The organism is Escherichia sp. E10V10, assembly GCF_004211985.1.
Lineage (GTDB): Bacteria > Pseudomonadota > Gammaproteobacteria > Enterobacterales > Enterobacteriaceae > Escherichia.
On the sequence record NZ_RHJO01000004.1, the window covers coordinates 18,322 to 32,863 of the forward strand.

Here is a 14,542-nt window from a genome sequence, read left to right on the forward strand (position 1 = left end):
GGTTTGTAGGCCGGATAAGGCGTTCACGCCGCCTCCGGCATGAACAACGTGTACTTTGTCTTCAATTGGAAGCCGGAATTTTCTTTCGGCTTCACGTTAACCTAAAGCCTGTAATGCTTTTTCCAGTGCGTTATGTAACAACTGGCGGTCATGACGATAAGGGATATCGCTGGCCTCCAGTACGTCCTGAATGACTAATCTGTCGTTAACTGTAGAAACATCGACCTTCGGCCCAACAATCACCGCATCAATCACCTTTTTACCGACATACTGCTCCATAATCGCCAGCTTGTTTTCAAGCTTCAGATTCGCCGCAGGCAGGCTTAATTCTCTTCCCAAATTGCCAATATAAACCATAGGGGCTGGCGTGCGGCGTAGTGCCTGCGCCATTTCCTCAAGCAGCAGGATTGGCATCAGGCTGGTATAAAAACTGCCTGGCCCGATAATTATCAAGTCAGCCTCATTGATTGCCAGCACCGCTTCACGGGTGGCAGGTACGTTGGGGGTTAACAGTAGTTCCTGAATCGGCGTAGTTAGCTGGTCGATGTTGACCTCGCCGTAAACTTCATGTCCCTGATCGTCAATGGCCATCAGATCAACGGGATGCTCTGACATCGGAATTAATTGCGCGTCCACTTTCAACAGATTACGAATTAAATTGATGGCTTCCAGAGGCCGCACGCTAAGGTGATCCAGCGCCTTTAACATCAAGTTTCCGAGATTATGACCGGAAAGCTCGCCATTGCCGCCAAAACGGTATTCAAACATCGCGGAGGCGACGCTCGGTTCCGTTATCAGCTGGTTGAGGCAGTTGCGCATATCGCCCCAGGCAATACCGCCTTCCGAGCGACGAATACGTCCCGTCGAGCCACCGTTATCCGTGGTGGTGACGATACCCGTTAAGCGAGAGCCTAATGACGAAAGTGATGAGAGAACGCGTCCCAGTCCATGCCCCCCGCCGAGAGCAACGACACGATCAAGGTCAGCCAGCGTACGATTGCGCATATACATTCCTGAAGTCAGATTATCCGCGCTACAGTAGCGCAAATTACGGGGAAACAGCAATTAGCCTGCCAATATTGAGGATACAACTCATGGTTTTCTACCCCCAAAGGACAATATTCGCTCTGCATCCCTGATGATGTATATCAAAGTAAAACCGCCATTTTCCCTTATTCTGTAGCGAAATAGGCCGATCATGACGCTATATACATGATTACATAGCCAAAAGGGTGAATGGTAAAAATCTCATTTACGCGCTAGTATCGGCATAACCACTAAACACTCTAGCCTCTGCACCTGGGTCAACTGATATGGTGCTTTGGCCGTGACAATGCTTTGAAAGGTTGCCACCAGGGCGAAGGAAGAAATGACTTCGCCTCCCGTATCTGGAAAGGTGTACATGGCTTCACAACTGACTGATGCATTTGCGCGTAAGTTTTATTACTTGCGCCTGTCGATTACCGATGTGTGTAACTTTCGTTGCACATATTGCCTGCCGGATGGCTACAAGCCGAGCGGCGTCACCAATAAAGGCTTTCTGACCGTCGATGAAATTCGTCGGGTTACGCGCGCCTTTGCCAGTCTGGGCACCGAAAAAGTCCGTCTGACAGGCGGAGAGCCGTCTTTACGTCGCGACTTTACCGATATCATCGCCGCTGTGCGAGAAAACGACGCCATCCGTCAGATAGCGGTCACCACTAATGGTTACCGTCTGGAACGCGACGTAGCGAACTGGCGCGATGCGGGACTGACGGGCATTAACGTCAGTGTTGATAGTCTCGACGCTCGTCAGTTTCATGCCATTACCGGCCAGGATAAATTCAATCAGGTAATGGCTGGCATCGATGCTGCATTTGAGGCGGGCTTTGAGAAGGTCAAAGTCAATACCGTGCTGATGCGCGATGTCAACCATCACCAACTCGACACCTTTCTGAACTGGATCCAGCATCGTCCTATCCAGCTGCGTTTCATCGAACTGATGGAAACGGGCGAGGGCAGCGAGCTCTTCCGTAAGCATCACATCTCTGGTCAGGTTCTGCGTGACGAGCTACTGCGTCGCGGCTGGATCCACCAATTACGTCAACGTAGCGACGGTCCCGCGCAAGTCTTTTGTCATCCGGATTACGCCGGAGAGATTGGCCTAATTATGCCGTATGAAAAAGACTTCTGCGCCACTTGCAACCGCCTGCGTGTCTCCTCCATTGGTAAACTCCATCTCTGCCTGTTTGGTGAGGGCGGCGTTAACCTGCGCGATCTGCTGGAAGACGATACCCAGCAACAGGCGCTGGAAGCGCGTATTTCAGCGGCGCTGCGGGAGAAAAAACAGACCCATTTCCTGCATCAAAACAACACCGGTATTACGCAAAACTTATCGTACATTGGCGGCTAAAACGTCAAAAGGAGAGATCAGATGAGTCAGGTAAGCACTGAATTTATCCCGACCCGTATTGCTATTCTTACGGTTTCTAATCGTCGCGGTGAAGAAGACGATACCTCCGGTCACTATTTGCGCGATTCGGCGCAAGAAGCCGGCCATCACGTTGTCGATAAAGCCATTGTGAAAGAAAACCGCTACGCTATTCGCGCTCAGGTATCTGCGTGGATCGCCAGCGACGATGTACAAGTGGTGTTGATTACGGGTGGTACTGGCCTGACGGAAGGTGATCAGGCTCCCGAAGCACTGCTGCCGCTGTTCGACCGTGAAGTCGAAGGTTTTGGTGAAGTGTTCCGTATGCTGTCGTTCGAAGAGATTGGCACCGCAACGTTGCAATCCCGTGCGGTAGCGGGCGTCGCTAACAAGACACTGATTTTCGCCATGCCGGGCTCGACCAAAGCGTGCCGCACCGCGTGGGAAAATATCATCGCGCCGCAGCTGGATGCCCGTACGCGTCCATGCAATTTCCATCCACATTTGAAGAAATAAGTATGTCGCAACTGACCCATATCAACGCCGCTGGCGAAGCGCACATGGTGGATGTCTCCGCCAAAGCGGAAACCGTACGTGAAGCGCGAGCTGAAGCCTTTGTCACCATGCGTAGCGAGACGCTGGCGATGATCATCGATGGTCGCCACCACAAAGGCGACGTGTTTGCCACCGCGCGTATTGCCGGTATTCAGGCGGCAAAACGCACCTGGGATCTGATCCCGCTGTGTCATCCGCTGATGCTCAGTAAAGTCGAAGTCAATTTACAGGCCGAGCCGGAGCACAATCGGGTGCGTATAGAAACCTTATGCCGCCTGACCGGGAAAACCGGCGTTGAAATGGAAGCGTTAACCGCGGCCTCCGTGGCGGCGCTGACCATTTATGACATGTGCAAAGCGGTGCAAAAAGATATGGTAATTGGTCCGGTTCGTTTGCTGGCAAAGAGCGGCGGCAAATCAGGTGACTTTAAGGTGGAAGCGGATGATTAAAGTTCTTTTTTTCGCCCAGGTGCGCGAGTTGGTAGGAACAGATGCAACCGAAGTGGCTGCGGATTTCCCAACCGTTGAAGCGTTACGCCAGCACCTGGCTGCGCAGAGCGATCGCTGGGCGCTGGCGCTGGAAGATGGCAAATTGCTGGCTGCCGTCAACCAGACGCTGGTGAGTTTTGACCATCCGCTGACTGACGGCGACGAAGTGGCTTTCTTCCCGCCGGTAACCGGAGGTTAAAATGGCAGAAACCAAAATTGTTGTCGGACCGCAGCCGTTCAGTGTAGGGGAAGAGTACCCGTGGCTGGCGGAGCGTGACGAAGACGGTGCAGTGGTCACGTTTACCGGTAAGGTGCGCAACCATAACCTGGGAGACAGCGTCAAAGCATTAACCCTCGAACACTATCCGGGAATGACAGAAAAAGCACTGGCGGAAATCGTTGATGAAGCGCGTAACCGCTGGCCGCTGGGGCGCGTTACGGTAATTCACCGCATTGGTGAATTATGGCCGGGTGATGAAATTGTTTTTGTCGGTGTTACCAGTGCGCATCGCAGCAGTGCGTTTGAAGCCGGGCAGTTTATTATGGACTATCTCAAAACCCGCGCACCGTTCTGGAAGCGCGAAGCCACGCCGGAAGGCGACCGCTGGGTCGAAGCCCGGGAGAGCGATCAGCAGGCGGCAAAACGCTGGTAGTTTTTAGCAGGCCGGATACCGCACAGCTGCATCCGGCAATTTCACCGCTCAGTACATGCTTTCACGCTGCGTCGATGCACAGCCCCATCATTTGCAGTATCCTTAAGATATTCCTTATATCTTCAGGAGAAAGTCATGGACAGATTCCCGCGTTCTGATTCAATCGTACAAACCCGAGCTGGCCTGCAAACCTATATGGCACAGGTCTATGGCTGGATGACAGTAGGCTTGCTGCTTACTGCGTTTGTTGCCTGGTACGCGGCTAATTCCGCCGCCGTTATGGAGCTGTTATTCACCAACCGAATCTTTTTAATTGGTCTGGTAATAGCACAATTAGCTCTGGTTATTGTGTTATCTGCGATGATTCAAAAGCTGAGTGCAGGTGTGACAACCATGCTCTTTATGCTTTATTCAGCGCTGACGGGCCTGACGCTTTCCAGTATTTTCATTGTCTATACCGCGGCCTCTATCGCCAGCACTTTCGTCGTTACTGCCGGGATGTTCGGCGCAATGAGCCTGTACGGTTACACCACCAAACGCGATTTAAGCGGCTTCGGCAATATGCTGTTTATGGCGTTGATCGGCATTGTGCTGGCTTCGCTGGTCAACTTCTGGCTGAAAAGCGAAGCGTTGATGTGGGCGGTCACCTACATCGGCGTGATTGTCTTTGTCGGATTGACAGCGTATGACACTCAGAAATTGAAAAATATGGGTGAGCAGATTGATACCCGCGACGCGTCGAACCTGCGTAAATACTCCATTCTTGGCGCGTTAACCTTGTATCTGGACTTCATCAACCTGTTCCTGATGTTGCTGCGAATTTTTGGCAATCGTCGTTAATTCCTTTTTCACCATCAATATCCCGGCCATGTGTCGGGATTTTTTTTCTTACTAAAAACGACACTTAACAAGTACCAGGTATAAAATACGCCTTATGGCCGAGCGGAAGCGTTTTCCGTATCCATAAATACAAAAGTATTTTGTATGCGTGGTTTTAAATTTATTCATGATGAATATTAATATTTTTCTATAAGGATAACTAAAAGAATGGAATCATACTCGCAAAACAGCAATAAATTCGATTTTCAGCACGAGGCCAGGATATTAAACGGTATATGGCTCATTACCGCTTTAGGTTTGGTGGCAACCGCAGGGCTGGCCTGGGGAGCTAAGTATCTCGAAATTACGGCAACCAAATATGATTCACCACCAATGTATGTCGCCATAGGGTTATTATTACTTTGTATGTATGGCTTAAGTAAAGATATCAACAAGATAAATGCGACCGTCGCAGGCGTAATATATCTGTTTTTACTCTCTTTGGTGGCGATTGTCGTTGCGAGTTTAGCGCCTGTATCTGCCATTATTGTCGTGTTCAGCACTGCGGGAGCGATGTTTTTAATCAGTATGCTGGCAGGTCTATTGTTTAAATTTGATCCTGGTTCTCACCGTTTCATCATTATGATGACGTTGACAGGGTTGGCCCTGGTAATCATCGTGAATGCGGCATTAATGAGTGAACGGCCCATTTGGGTAATAAGTTGCTTAATGATTGTGTTATGGTCAGGCATTATCTCGCATGGACGAAATAAGCTCCTTGAACTGGCGGGAAAATGCCATAGTGAAGAGTTATGGAGTCCGGTTCGTTGCGCTTTTATAGGCGCATTAACACTCTATTACTATTTTATCGGCTTCTTTGGGATACTTGCAGCAATAGCGATAACGCTTGTCTGGCAAAGGCATACGCGGTTTTTTCATTAGTCGTAAAAAATAGGTAAGTTTCTTTTTTGGAAAAATGCGTGTTAATCGTTTTTATATAACCTCATGAATAAAATCGTGAAGAAATGTAATGAGGCTGATGCGCTATGCTTAGCTGGTACTGACTGGAATTGTAAACTATTAACTTAGTCCGGTTGTGTAGGGCGGATAAGGCGTTCACGCCGCATCCGCCATGAACAAATAGCACTTTGCTAACAATCTGCACAAACCAAAAGAACTTAACCGAACTTCACATCGCCGCTTCATTTTTCGCTCGTAGCTTCTTCGCCTGGCTTTCCAGCAACAGGTAACAGATCAGCGCCAGCAGCAGCGGGATAAAGTAATACAGCACACGGTAAGCGAGTAGGGCGGCGATAATTGTGCCTTTGGATGTATGCTCCCCAGCCAGTAGCGCGATAAACACCGCTTCCAGCACACCAATTCCCGCCGGAATATGCACGATGACGCCAGCAATACTACTAACCAGCAACACGCCCAGTACAAAGAAATAGTTCACGCTTTGACCGAGTAACAGCCAGATAATCGCTCCCATTACCATCCAGTTAACGCTGGAAATCAGCATCTGGGCGAGGGCGAATTTCCATGAAGGCAACACCAGCTTTTGCCCTTTGATGGTCATATGGCGGTGCTTCGCGAAAGCGCAAAACCACAAATAAACCGCAATTATCAACAGCAAGCACACGCCGAGAATACGCAGCGTAGTTTGATCGACATACCAGTGATCCGGCAGTTCCACCACGCCTGCGGTAAAGATAATCCCTGCCAGTAAAATATAGCCCAGCCAGTTGGTGGTAATACTGAGCGAGAAAATTCGTGTAATAGTGCTGCCCGGTAACCCTAGCCGGGAGTACAAACGATATCGCATACCAATGCCGCCGACCCAGGTACTGAGCGTCAGGTTGAAGGCATAGCAGATAAACGACACCAGCATGACCTGGCGCTTCGCCAGTTTGTGACCGCAGTAAGAGCGGGCGAGCAGGTCATAGCAGCCGTAAATCAGATAACTGATGACCACCAGCCCAACCGCACTGAGCAGCGCAACGCGATTGTAGTCGCGGATGACCTTCCAGACCTCTTCCCAGTCCACTTTTTTGGCGTAGACCACCAGCAACACAATCACCGCGATAAAAAACAGCCAGGTGAGGATCTTCTTTGCTAAGCGCCAGCGCGGATGTGATTTACTCATCAGGGCTTCATCCCTGAACTTTCAGTTTCGACCCGATCCTGCGTTTCCATTGTCGGTTGGGCGGGCGGATCAACCTGCGCCAGATGTGGCGTGTGCGCCGGAAGCCAGCCCACCAGCGCCGGGAAGTGGCGTAAAAAGTGGAACGCCAGCACGCTTTTGGTCAGGTTCCACCAGGTCCGTTTCGGCAGCATGGTCTCATCGACCTGCTGACAATCTGCGGCGATAATGCCGTTCAGATTATCGCGCAGCGTCTGGTTAAAATTACGATCGTGGATGATGACATTTGCTTCGAGATTCAGTGACAAACTGAGCGGATCGAGATTACTGGACCCTACCGTCGCCCAGTGGTCGTCCATCAATGCCACTTTGCCGTGGAGCGGGCGGCGACGGTACTCAAACACCTGAACGCCGCCTTTAACCAGATAGTTATACAGCAAGCGCGCACCGACTCTGACAATGGGCATATCCGGTTCGCCCTGAATGATCAGTTTGATCCGCACCCCGCGCCGTGCCGCTTTACGCAAGGCGTGTAAAAATCGATAGCCGGGGAAGAAGTAGGCGTTGGCAATAATCACTTCCCGCCGCGCCTGAGTGAGCATTTTCAAATAGTGGCGTTCGATATCACTGCGATGTTCTTCGTTATCGCGCCAGACCAGCAATACCTGCGCTTCTCCCGGCTGGCGGTTTTCTTCCGCTTTATGATGACGTCGCCACCAGCGCCGGGCCGCGCTCTGTCCTGGCAGGTTTTCCAGTTCAAATTGCAGAATATCTTCAACAATCGGCCCTTCGAGGCGTACCGCGTAATCCTGTTTAGCCTCTGGACCGTAGCTGGACATATGCTCGGCGGAGTAATTCAGCCCGCCAATAAAGGCGATACGCGCGTCGATCACCACAATTTTGCGATGCATCCGGCGAAACACATTGGTGCGCATACCAAAAAGGCGAGGGCGGGGATCGTAGTAGCGGAACACCACGCCAGCTACCGTCAGTTCATTGACAAACTCATCGCTGAGATCCGGCGAACCGTAGCCATCCAGCAAGACTTCCGCCTTTACCCCACGTTGCGCTGCTGCCAGTAGCGCCGCATGCAGCTGTTTGCCGACGTCATCCTCAAACCAGATAAACGTTTCAAGAATGATGCGTTCTTGCGCCTCGCCAATCGCCTTAAACACCGCAGGATAATATTGCTCGCCGTTTTCCAGCAACTGGATCTTATTGCCTTCGCGCCAGCTACATTTCATAAATGAATCTCCGCACTTAAAGGGGCATGATCAGAAAGGTGTCGCCATGTCCGCAGCGGCAACGCGGTTGGCGCGCTGGCGCTGGCATTTTTGACGTAGATCCTGTCCAGTCGTAGTAGAGGAAATTGCACCGGAAACGTGCGCGCCGGGCGTCCGTGGGCGCGGGTAAAAATCTCATCCAGTCCGGCCTGCACTTTTAACGGATGATTAGCTTTTTGCCGCCAGTCGTTGAAATCACCCGCTACCAATACCGGTTCGCCGTCCGGCAGCTCATTCACCCATTCGGCGAGCATCGCAATCTGCGCCTGACGGTGCGCCTCACGCAGGCCCAAATGTACGCACATCACATGAATCGCTTTCCCGGTCATCGGCGGAACAATGCGGCAGTAGAGCACGCCGCGCTTTTCCGCACCATCGACCGAAACATCACGATTCTCATAATGTTCAATGGGATAGCGTGACAGTATGGCGTTGCCGTGATGCCCTTCCGGATACACAGCATTGCGACCGTAGGCAAAATCGCTCCACATTGTGTCGGCGAGAAACTCGTAGTGCGAGGTATCGGGCCAGTTTTCCACATGCAGCGGATGAACTTCGTGTGCGCCCATCACTTCCTGCAGGCAAACAATATCGGCGCTGACGGTGCGCACGGCGTCGCGAAGTTCCGGCAAAATGAAGCGTCGGTTAAACGCGGTAAAGCCTTTGTGAATATTGATGGTGAGTACCTTGAACGAAAAGTGTTGTGTTTGATCGGGCATAATTTTCCCGTTTTGGCCTCTTATCTCATTGAAATAGTGTAGTCGGCGTCACAAAAAGGTGCGGTCTTACGGAATTTTCCGTAAAGTTCGGTACTCTGAGTAAGTAGAGATAAATTCTTCAGGAGAGAAGCCATGAAGTGGCAACAACGTGTTCGTGTCGCAACTGGCCTAAGTTGCTGGCAGATTATGTTGCATTTACTGGTAGTGGCGCTGCTGGTGGTGGGCTGGATGAGTAAAACTCTGGTTCACGTCGGCGTGGGATTATGCGTGCTGTATTGCGTAACGGTAGTGATGATGCTGGTGTTTCAGCGTCACCCCGAGCAACGCTGGCGTGAGGTGGCGGATGTGCTGGAAGAGCTGACCACCACCTGGTATTTTGGCGCGGCGCTGATTGTGCTGTGGTTGCTGTCCCGCGTACTGGAAAATAACTATTTGTTGGCCGTTGCAGGGCTGGCGATCCTTGCCGGCCCGGCGGTAGTGTCTTTGCTGGCGAAAGATAAGAAGCTACATCACCTTACGTCTAAACATCGCGTACGCCGCTGACCCTGTCGTGGCCGTTATCACCAGTAACGGCCACAAACTGTTCCACACAATATCCAGACTCGCATCCTTCAAATAAATCTGCTTGGTAATGTCCGTAAAGTGGCGAATAGGGTTAATCCACGTCAGGTTTTGCAGCCATACTGGCATGTTCTCCACCGGCGAAACGTAACCGGAAAGGAGAATGGCGGGCATCATAAAGACAAACACGCCGATAAACGCCTGCTGTTGCGTTGAACAGAGTGATGAAATCAACAGACCGAATCCCACCAGCGATAAACCGTAAATCACCATCGTAAAGTAGAACAGCGCCAGCGATCCGGCGAAGGGGATTTGATACGCCCAGATACCAATCGCCAACACAATGGTGGCCTGGAAGGTGGCGACAATTAATGCCGGTACGGCTTTGCCGATGAATATCTGCCAGGTGGTGAGCGGCGAAACCAGCAACTGATCGAGCGTACCTTGTTCACGTTCGCGGGCGACGGAAAGTGAAGTGACGATCATCACGCCGATAGTGGTGATCATGGCGATCAGCGACGGCACCACAAACCATTTGTAGTCGAGATTCGGGTTATACCAGTTGCGTACAACCAGCTCGCTGTTGTTGGGTTTCGGTTTTCCTTCCAGCAGCTCCTGCTGATAATTTTTGACGATCTGTTGCAGGTAGTTAGCGGCAATTTGCGCACTGTTGGAGTTACGCCCGTCGAGGATCAACTGCAACGGCGCGGTCTGGAAGGTATCCAGTTTGCGCGAGAAGTCAGCCGGGAAACGCACCAGCAGTAGCGCCTTTTGTGTGTCGATGGTCGGGCGGATCTCCTGCGGGCTTTTCAGCAGCAGCACATGGGTAAAGGCGCTGGCGCGGGCAAAACGTTGGGTCAGCTCCACCGAATGCTCGCCGTTATCTTCATCGTAGATGGCGATGGTGGCGTTGGTCACTTCCAGCGTGGCGGCGAACGGGAACAGAATCACCTGAATCAGCACGGGTAAAATCAGAATCGCGCGGGTTTGCGGTTCGCGCAGCAGCGACTGCAACTCTTTGCGGATTAACGTCCATAAGCGATGAAACATGCTCTTCTCCCTAATCCAGCCGACGTTTGGTTTTCAGCCACGTCAGGCCGATAAACATCACCGCCGAAGCGATCAAAAACAGCACGTTCACCACCAGCACCACTGGAATATTCCCGGCGAGGAACAGGCTTTGCAGGGTGCTGACGAAATAACGTGCGGGAATAATGTACGTCACCGCGCGGATCACCGCGGGCATACTGTCTATCTGAAATATAAAGCCGGAAAGCATAATCGACGGCAGGAACGCGGCGTTCAGGGCGACCTGAGCGGCGTTGAACTGGTTGCGGGTAATCGTGGAAATCAGCAGCCCCATCCCCAGGGTACTGAGTAAAAACAGGCTGGAGATAAAAAACAGAATCAGCAGCGACCCGCGATACGGCACGCCGAGAATAAACACCGACACCAGCATACACAGCAACATCGCCAGCATCCCGAGGAAATAGTAGGGGATGAGCTTACACAGCAGCAGCTCCGTGCGGGTAATCTCCGTAGAGAGCAAAGCCTCCATGGTGCCGCGTTCCCATTCTCGCGCCACCACCAGCGAGGTGAGAATTGCGCCGATGACCGTCATGATGATGGTCACCGCACCGGGGATAATAAAGTGTTGGCTTATCGCCGCCGGGTTAAACCAGTAGCGGGTTTGTACATCAATAAGCGGTTCAAAAGTCTGCCCGTTATCCTCCGCTCGCTGCATTTGCCAGATCTGCCAGATCCCTTCGACATACCCCTGCACAAAGTTAGCGGTATTCGGCTCACTGCCGTCGGTGATCACCTGAATCGGTGCGGTGGCGTTGGCGCGCTCCATCTGTTCGGCGAAATCCACCGGAATAACCACCAGGCCACGAATTTTCCCCGCCTGCATTTTGGCGATCAGTTCCTGACGGTTATCGCTGATGGTGGCGTCGATATAGGGCGAACCGGTCATGGTGTGGGTGAAATCCAGCGCCGCTTCGCTACGCTGTTCCAGTAAAATCCCGACGCGCAGCTTGCTGGAGTCGAGGTTAATGCCGTAACCAAAAATAAACAGCAGTAGCAGTGGGATCACTACCGCAATCAGCCAGCTACTCGGATCGCGAACGATCTGCCGCGTCTCTTTGACGCACAGCGCCCGCACGCGACGCCAGGACAGGATCGGATTACTCATTGCTATGCTCCTTATCCCAGTCGTGGATCAGTTGAATAAAAGCCTGCTCCATAGTGGGATCGGGTTGCTCATCGTTAGCCGACTGTGCTTTCAAATCATCCGGCGTGCCGCTGGCGATTAATTTCCCACGGTACACCAGGCCGATGCGGTCGCAATATTCCGCTTCATCCATAAAGTGGGTGGTGACCATCACCGTGACGCCTTTCTCTACCATGCTGTTGATGTGCAGCCAAAATTCACGGCGGGTGAGGGGATCAACGCCGGAAGTCGGTTCGTCGAGAAACAGAATGTCCGGTTCATGCATCAGCGAACAGGCCAGCGCCAGCCGCTGTTTAAAACCTAATGGCAGTTCATCGGTCGCGTGGGAGGCGATACTTTTCAGGCCGAACGCCTCGCTCATACGGGAGATTTTTTCGTTCTGCGCCCGACCGCGTAAGCCATACACACCAGAGAAAAAGCGTAAATTCTGTTCGACCGTCAGGTTGCCGTAGAGCGAAAACTTTTGCGCCATATAGCCGAGATGCTGGCGCGCTTTACCAGAACTCTCTTTCAGATCCATCCCCAGCACCAGCGCCTGACCAGAGGTCGGCACCAGCAAACCGCACATCATCTTAAAGGTGGTCGATTTACCCGCGCCGTTTGGCCCGAGCAAACCAAAAATCTCCCCACGTTTAACGGCAAAGTTGACGTGATCGGTGGCGGCAAAATCACCAAATTTCTTGGTCAGCTCTTTCGCTTCGATCACCGTCTCGCCAGGTGTACCTTCTACCGTATGTAATATTGCGCCCAGCGGCGATTCCGAGGTTCCGGCACCGCCCAGCAAATCGATAAACGCATCTTCAAAGCGGGGCGTGGTTTGGCTGATGTCGATTTCCGGCATCCCGTCGGCGTGGCGAACATCGTCGGGCGTGGCCTCTTTTTTGAGGATCAGGCGTACCGATTTCCCCTGGATCATGCCGTCGCTGACCTGCGGTAGTTTCAAGGCGCGTTGTAGCAGTTTGCGGTTGCCCTCGTGCGGGCTGGTCATCAGAAAGCTGCGTCCGGCCATGGTTTGCGTCAGGGCCGTCGGTTCTCCCTGATACAGCAGCTCGCCTTCGTTCATCAGTAACACGTCACGGCACTGCTCGGCTTCGTCGAGATACGAGGTGCTCCAGAGGATTAACATCCCTTCGCCCGCCAGCTCATGCACCATCTGCCACAGTTCGCGCCGTGAGATAGGGTCAACGCCGACGCCGGGTTCATCGAGTAGCAATACTTTAGGCTCGCCCACCAGGGTACAGGCCAGGCCGAGTTTTTGCTTCATCCCGCCGGAGAGCTTGCCCGCCAGGCGTCCGGTAAACGGCCCAAGAGACGTAAACTCCAGCAGGCGAGCAAAAGTTTGCTTCCGCGCTTCACCGGTGACGCTGCGCAAATCCGCGTACAGATTGAGATTCTCCATCACCGTGAGATCTTCATACAGACCGAATTTCTGCGGCATATAGCCGAGCACGGCGTGCAGCGCAGCGTCGTTTTTGATCGGATCAAAGCCAATCACCGTGGCGCTGCCGCTGTCGGGTTTCAGTAATCCTGCCAGCATCCGCATCAGCGTGGTTTTGCCCGCGCCGTCCGGCCCCACCAACCCCGTCACATAACCGGCATGAATGGTGCAGTCGAGCGGCGCGACGGCGGGCTTGTCCATGCCCGGAAAGCGTTTTTCCAGGCCGTTCAGCGTGATAACGGCATCATTCATGTCCTGCCTCGTTACCGAATTGCACCGTTACCGGCATTCCCTGGCGTAACGCATCATCGGCGTCGGTCACCACAATACGCAGGCGATAGACGAGGTCGGTACGCAGATCCGGTGTTTCGACGGTTTTCGGGGTAAATTCAGCAGTCGGCGAAACGAAACCAATCTGCCCGTGATACGGTTTGTTCGGACGACCATCGGTATAAAGCAGCACTTTGCGCCCCGGCTGGGCCTGGTCAAGATTACGTTCATCAACATAGGCACGCACCCACACTGGCCGCGTTAGCGAGACGGTAAACACCGTGCCCCCTTCATTAAGCACCGTGCCTGGCTCCACCGCGCGCGTTAACAACGTGCCATCAGACGGGACTATCAACGTTGAGTCCTGTAAATTCAGCTCTGCCTGCGCCAGTTGCGCCTGCGCCTGTTCGAGGCTGGCTTTCGCCTGGGCGATGTCCTGTTCACGGTTACCGGAACGGTACTGACGCAATTTATCCTGCGCTGATTTCAGCGTTGCCTGGGCCTGGTCGCGCGAGGAGCGGGCATTTTCCAGGTCGTTTGCCGAAATGGTGCGGCTTTTCCACAATCCTTGCTGACGAGCATAGAAGTTCTGCGCATAGTCATAGGCGGCTTGCGCCTGTTTCACCGCTGCGGCGGCTTGAGCGATTTCTTCATCGCGATACCCGGCAAGCATCAGGTCATACTGCGCCTGCGCCACCGAAACGCCCGCTTTCGCCTGCATCAGGGCAATCTCATACGGCTTGTGATCCAGCTCGCCCAGCACCTGACCCGCTTTGATCGCATCACCTTCGTCCACCGCCAGCGATTCAACGCGACCACCGACACGGAAACTCAGATTTACGGTGCGAATATCCACATTGCCATACAGCGTCAGGCCGTTATCCTGGCGGCTTTGATACCACCAGTAGCCTCCGGCAATCACGGCGGCAAGTACCACTACCGCCAGTCCAATCACGACAGGTTTTTTCAT

The 14,542-nt window shown here is 52.8% G+C and carries 16 protein-coding genes and 1 riboswitch; of the genes, 8 read left to right on the forward strand and 8 right to left on the reverse strand.

Features of this window, described 5'->3' with window-relative positions; genetic code table 11:
• Positions 1-96: 96 nt before the first annotated feature.
• Positions 97-1,005 carry a uridine diphosphate-N-acetylglucosamine-binding protein YvcK gene (yvcK, locus tag D9736_RS08835; RefSeq protein WP_130214903.1) on the reverse strand — a complete coding sequence of 303 codons (909 nt, stop codon included), beginning with the start codon at positions 1,003-1,005 and terminating at the stop codon, positions 97-99.
• Positions 1,006-1,270: 265 nt separating this feature from the next.
• Positions 1,271-1,415: riboswitch (molybdenum cofactor riboswitch) on the forward strand.
• Between yvcK and moaA the strand changes: the two genes are divergently transcribed.
• The 7 genes from moaA to D9736_RS08870 all read left to right on the forward strand — a co-directional run bounded on the left by moaA (position 1,403) and on the right by D9736_RS08870 (position 5,867).
• Positions 1,403-2,392: a GTP 3',8-cyclase MoaA gene (gene moaA / locus D9736_RS08840; RefSeq protein ID WP_001295301.1), complete on the forward strand. Its 990-nt coding sequence runs from the start codon at positions 1,403-1,405 to the stop codon at positions 2,390-2,392. (Overlaps the previous riboswitch by 13 nt.)
• Positions 2,393-2,413: 21 nt before the next feature.
• Positions 2,414-2,926 (forward strand): molybdenum cofactor biosynthesis protein B, encoded by a 513-nt coding sequence (gene moaB, locus D9736_RS08845; protein WP_000084634.1) that lies wholly within the window; start codon positions 2,414-2,416, stop codon positions 2,924-2,926.
• 2 nt (positions 2,927-2,928) lie between these two features.
• The gene (gene moaC, locus D9736_RS08850; protein ID WP_000080885.1) at positions 2,929-3,414 is read left to right on the forward strand and encodes a cyclic pyranopterin monophosphate synthase MoaC; all 486 of its coding nucleotides are present in this window, start codon (positions 2,929-2,931) and stop codon (positions 3,412-3,414) included.
• Complete coding sequence (gene moaD, locus D9736_RS08855) at positions 3,407-3,652, forward strand: molybdopterin synthase sulfur carrier subunit (protein ID WP_000598612.1); 246 nt, start codon at positions 3,407-3,409, stop codon at positions 3,650-3,652. The genes moaC and moaD overlap by 8 nt, the downstream gene beginning before the upstream one ends.
• A 1-nt stretch (position 3,653) precedes the next feature.
• A complete protein-coding gene (moaE, locus tag D9736_RS08860; RefSeq protein ID WP_000852287.1) occupies positions 3,654-4,106 on the forward strand; it encodes a molybdopterin synthase catalytic subunit MoaE in 453 nt (150 codons plus the stop codon).
• 135 nt (positions 4,107-4,241) lie between these two features.
• Complete coding sequence (locus D9736_RS08865; protein WP_130205105.1) at positions 4,242-4,946, forward strand: Bax inhibitor-1/YccA family protein; 705 nt, start codon at positions 4,242-4,244, stop codon at positions 4,944-4,946.
• Positions 4,947-5,153: 207 nt separating this feature from the next.
• A complete protein-coding gene (locus tag D9736_RS08870; protein ID WP_130222208.1) occupies positions 5,154-5,867 on the forward strand; it encodes a Bax inhibitor-1/YccA family protein in 714 nt (237 codons plus the stop codon).
• Positions 5,868-6,114: 247 nt separating this feature from the next.
• Here D9736_RS08870 and D9736_RS08875 read toward each other — a convergent pair whose 3' ends face one another.
• From D9736_RS08875 to D9736_RS08885, 3 genes are read right to left on the reverse strand one after another with little or no spacing between them, the layout of a single operon-like run.
• Positions 6,115-7,071, reverse strand: a complete 957-nt coding sequence (locus tag D9736_RS08875) for a YbhN family protein (protein WP_130258151.1) — start codon at positions 7,069-7,071, stop codon at positions 6,115-6,117.
• On the reverse strand, positions 7,071-8,312 hold the full coding sequence (clsB, locus tag D9736_RS08880; RefSeq protein ID WP_130258152.1) for a cardiolipin synthase ClsB: 1,242 nt from the start codon (positions 8,310-8,312) through the stop codon (positions 7,071-7,073). The genes D9736_RS08875 and clsB overlap by 1 nt, the downstream gene beginning before the upstream one ends.
• Complete coding sequence (locus D9736_RS08885) at positions 8,309-9,070, reverse strand: endonuclease/exonuclease/phosphatase family protein (RefSeq protein ID WP_130214893.1); 762 nt, start codon at positions 9,068-9,070, stop codon at positions 8,309-8,311. Before D9736_RS08885 ends, clsB begins: the two co-directional genes overlap by 4 nt.
• Positions 9,071-9,202: 132 nt before the next feature.
• Between D9736_RS08885 and D9736_RS08890 the strand changes: the two genes are divergently transcribed.
• Positions 9,203-9,613, forward strand: a complete 411-nt coding sequence (locus D9736_RS08890; RefSeq protein ID WP_025237330.1) for a YbhQ family protein — start codon at positions 9,203-9,205, stop codon at positions 9,611-9,613.
• On the opposite strand, the gene D9736_RS08895 is transcribed toward D9736_RS08890, so the two are convergent.
• The 4 genes from D9736_RS08895 to hlyD are packed head-to-tail and all read right to left on the reverse strand — an operon-like array spanning position 9,575 to position 14,542.
• Complete coding sequence (locus tag D9736_RS08895; protein ID WP_000469031.1) at positions 9,575-10,681, reverse strand: ABC transporter permease; 1,107 nt, start codon at positions 10,679-10,681, stop codon at positions 9,575-9,577. The two genes, D9736_RS08890 and D9736_RS08895, sit on opposite strands and share 39 nt — an antisense overlap.
• 10 nt (positions 10,682-10,691) lie before the next feature.
• Positions 10,692-11,825: an ABC transporter permease gene (locus D9736_RS08900; protein WP_000070131.1), complete on the reverse strand. Its 1,134-nt coding sequence runs from the start codon at positions 11,823-11,825 to the stop codon at positions 10,692-10,694.
• Positions 11,818-13,554 (reverse strand): ATP-binding cassette domain-containing protein, encoded by a 1,737-nt coding sequence (locus tag D9736_RS08905; protein WP_130258153.1) that lies wholly within the window; start codon positions 13,552-13,554, stop codon positions 11,818-11,820. Before D9736_RS08905 ends, D9736_RS08900 begins: the two co-directional genes overlap by 8 nt.
• Positions 13,547-14,542, reverse strand: coding sequence for a secretion protein HlyD (gene hlyD / locus D9736_RS08910; RefSeq protein ID WP_130258154.1), 996 nt, complete (start codon positions 14,540-14,542; stop codon positions 13,547-13,549). Before hlyD ends, D9736_RS08905 begins: the two co-directional genes overlap by 8 nt.

Coding starts and splice junctions, on each gene's coding strand:
- moaD (WP_000598612.1), top strand. CDS start 3,407: ATGATTAAAGTTCTTTTTTTCGCCCAGGTGCGCGAGTTGGTAGGAACA.
- D9736_RS08885 (WP_130214893.1), bottom strand. CDS start 9,070: ATGCCCGATCAAACACAACACTTTTCGTTCAAGGTACTCACCATCAAT.
- moaC (WP_000080885.1), top strand. CDS start 2,929: ATGTCGCAACTGACCCATATCAACGCCGCTGGCGAAGCGCACATGGTG.
- D9736_RS08900 (WP_000070131.1), bottom strand. CDS start 11,825: ATGAGTAATCCGATCCTGTCCTGGCGTCGCGTGCGGGCGCTGTGCGTC.
- D9736_RS08865 (WP_130205105.1), top strand. CDS start 4,242: ATGGACAGATTCCCGCGTTCTGATTCAATCGTACAAACCCGAGCTGGC.
- D9736_RS08870 (WP_130222208.1), top strand. CDS start 5,154: ATGGAATCATACTCGCAAAACAGCAATAAATTCGATTTTCAGCACGAG.
- D9736_RS08875 (WP_130258151.1), bottom strand. CDS start 7,071: ATGAGTAAATCACATCCGCGCTGGCGCTTAGCAAAGAAGATCCTCACC.
- D9736_RS08905 (WP_130258153.1), bottom strand. CDS start 13,554: ATGAATGATGCCGTTATCACGCTGAACGGCCTGGAAAAACGCTTTCCG.
- moaE (WP_000852287.1), top strand. CDS start 3,654: ATGGCAGAAACCAAAATTGTTGTCGGACCGCAGCCGTTCAGTGTAGGG.
- D9736_RS08895 (WP_000469031.1), bottom strand. CDS start 10,681: ATGTTTCATCGCTTATGGACGTTAATCCGCAAAGAGTTGCAGTCGCTG.
- clsB (WP_130258152.1), bottom strand. CDS start 8,312: ATGAAATGTAGCTGGCGCGAAGGCAATAAGATCCAGTTGCTGGAAAAC.
- hlyD (WP_130258154.1), bottom strand. CDS start 14,542: ATGAAAAAACCTGTCGTGATTGGACTGGCGGTAGTGGTACTTGCCGCC.
- moaB (WP_000084634.1), top strand. CDS start 2,414: ATGAGTCAGGTAAGCACTGAATTTATCCCGACCCGTATTGCTATTCTT.
- yvcK (WP_130214903.1), bottom strand. CDS start 1,005: ATGCGCAATCGTACGCTGGCTGACCTTGATCGTGTCGTTGCTCTCGGC.
- D9736_RS08890 (WP_025237330.1), top strand. CDS start 9,203: ATGAAGTGGCAACAACGTGTTCGTGTCGCAACTGGCCTAAGTTGCTGG.
- moaA (WP_001295301.1), top strand. CDS start 1,403: ATGGCTTCACAACTGACTGATGCATTTGCGCGTAAGTTTTATTACTTG.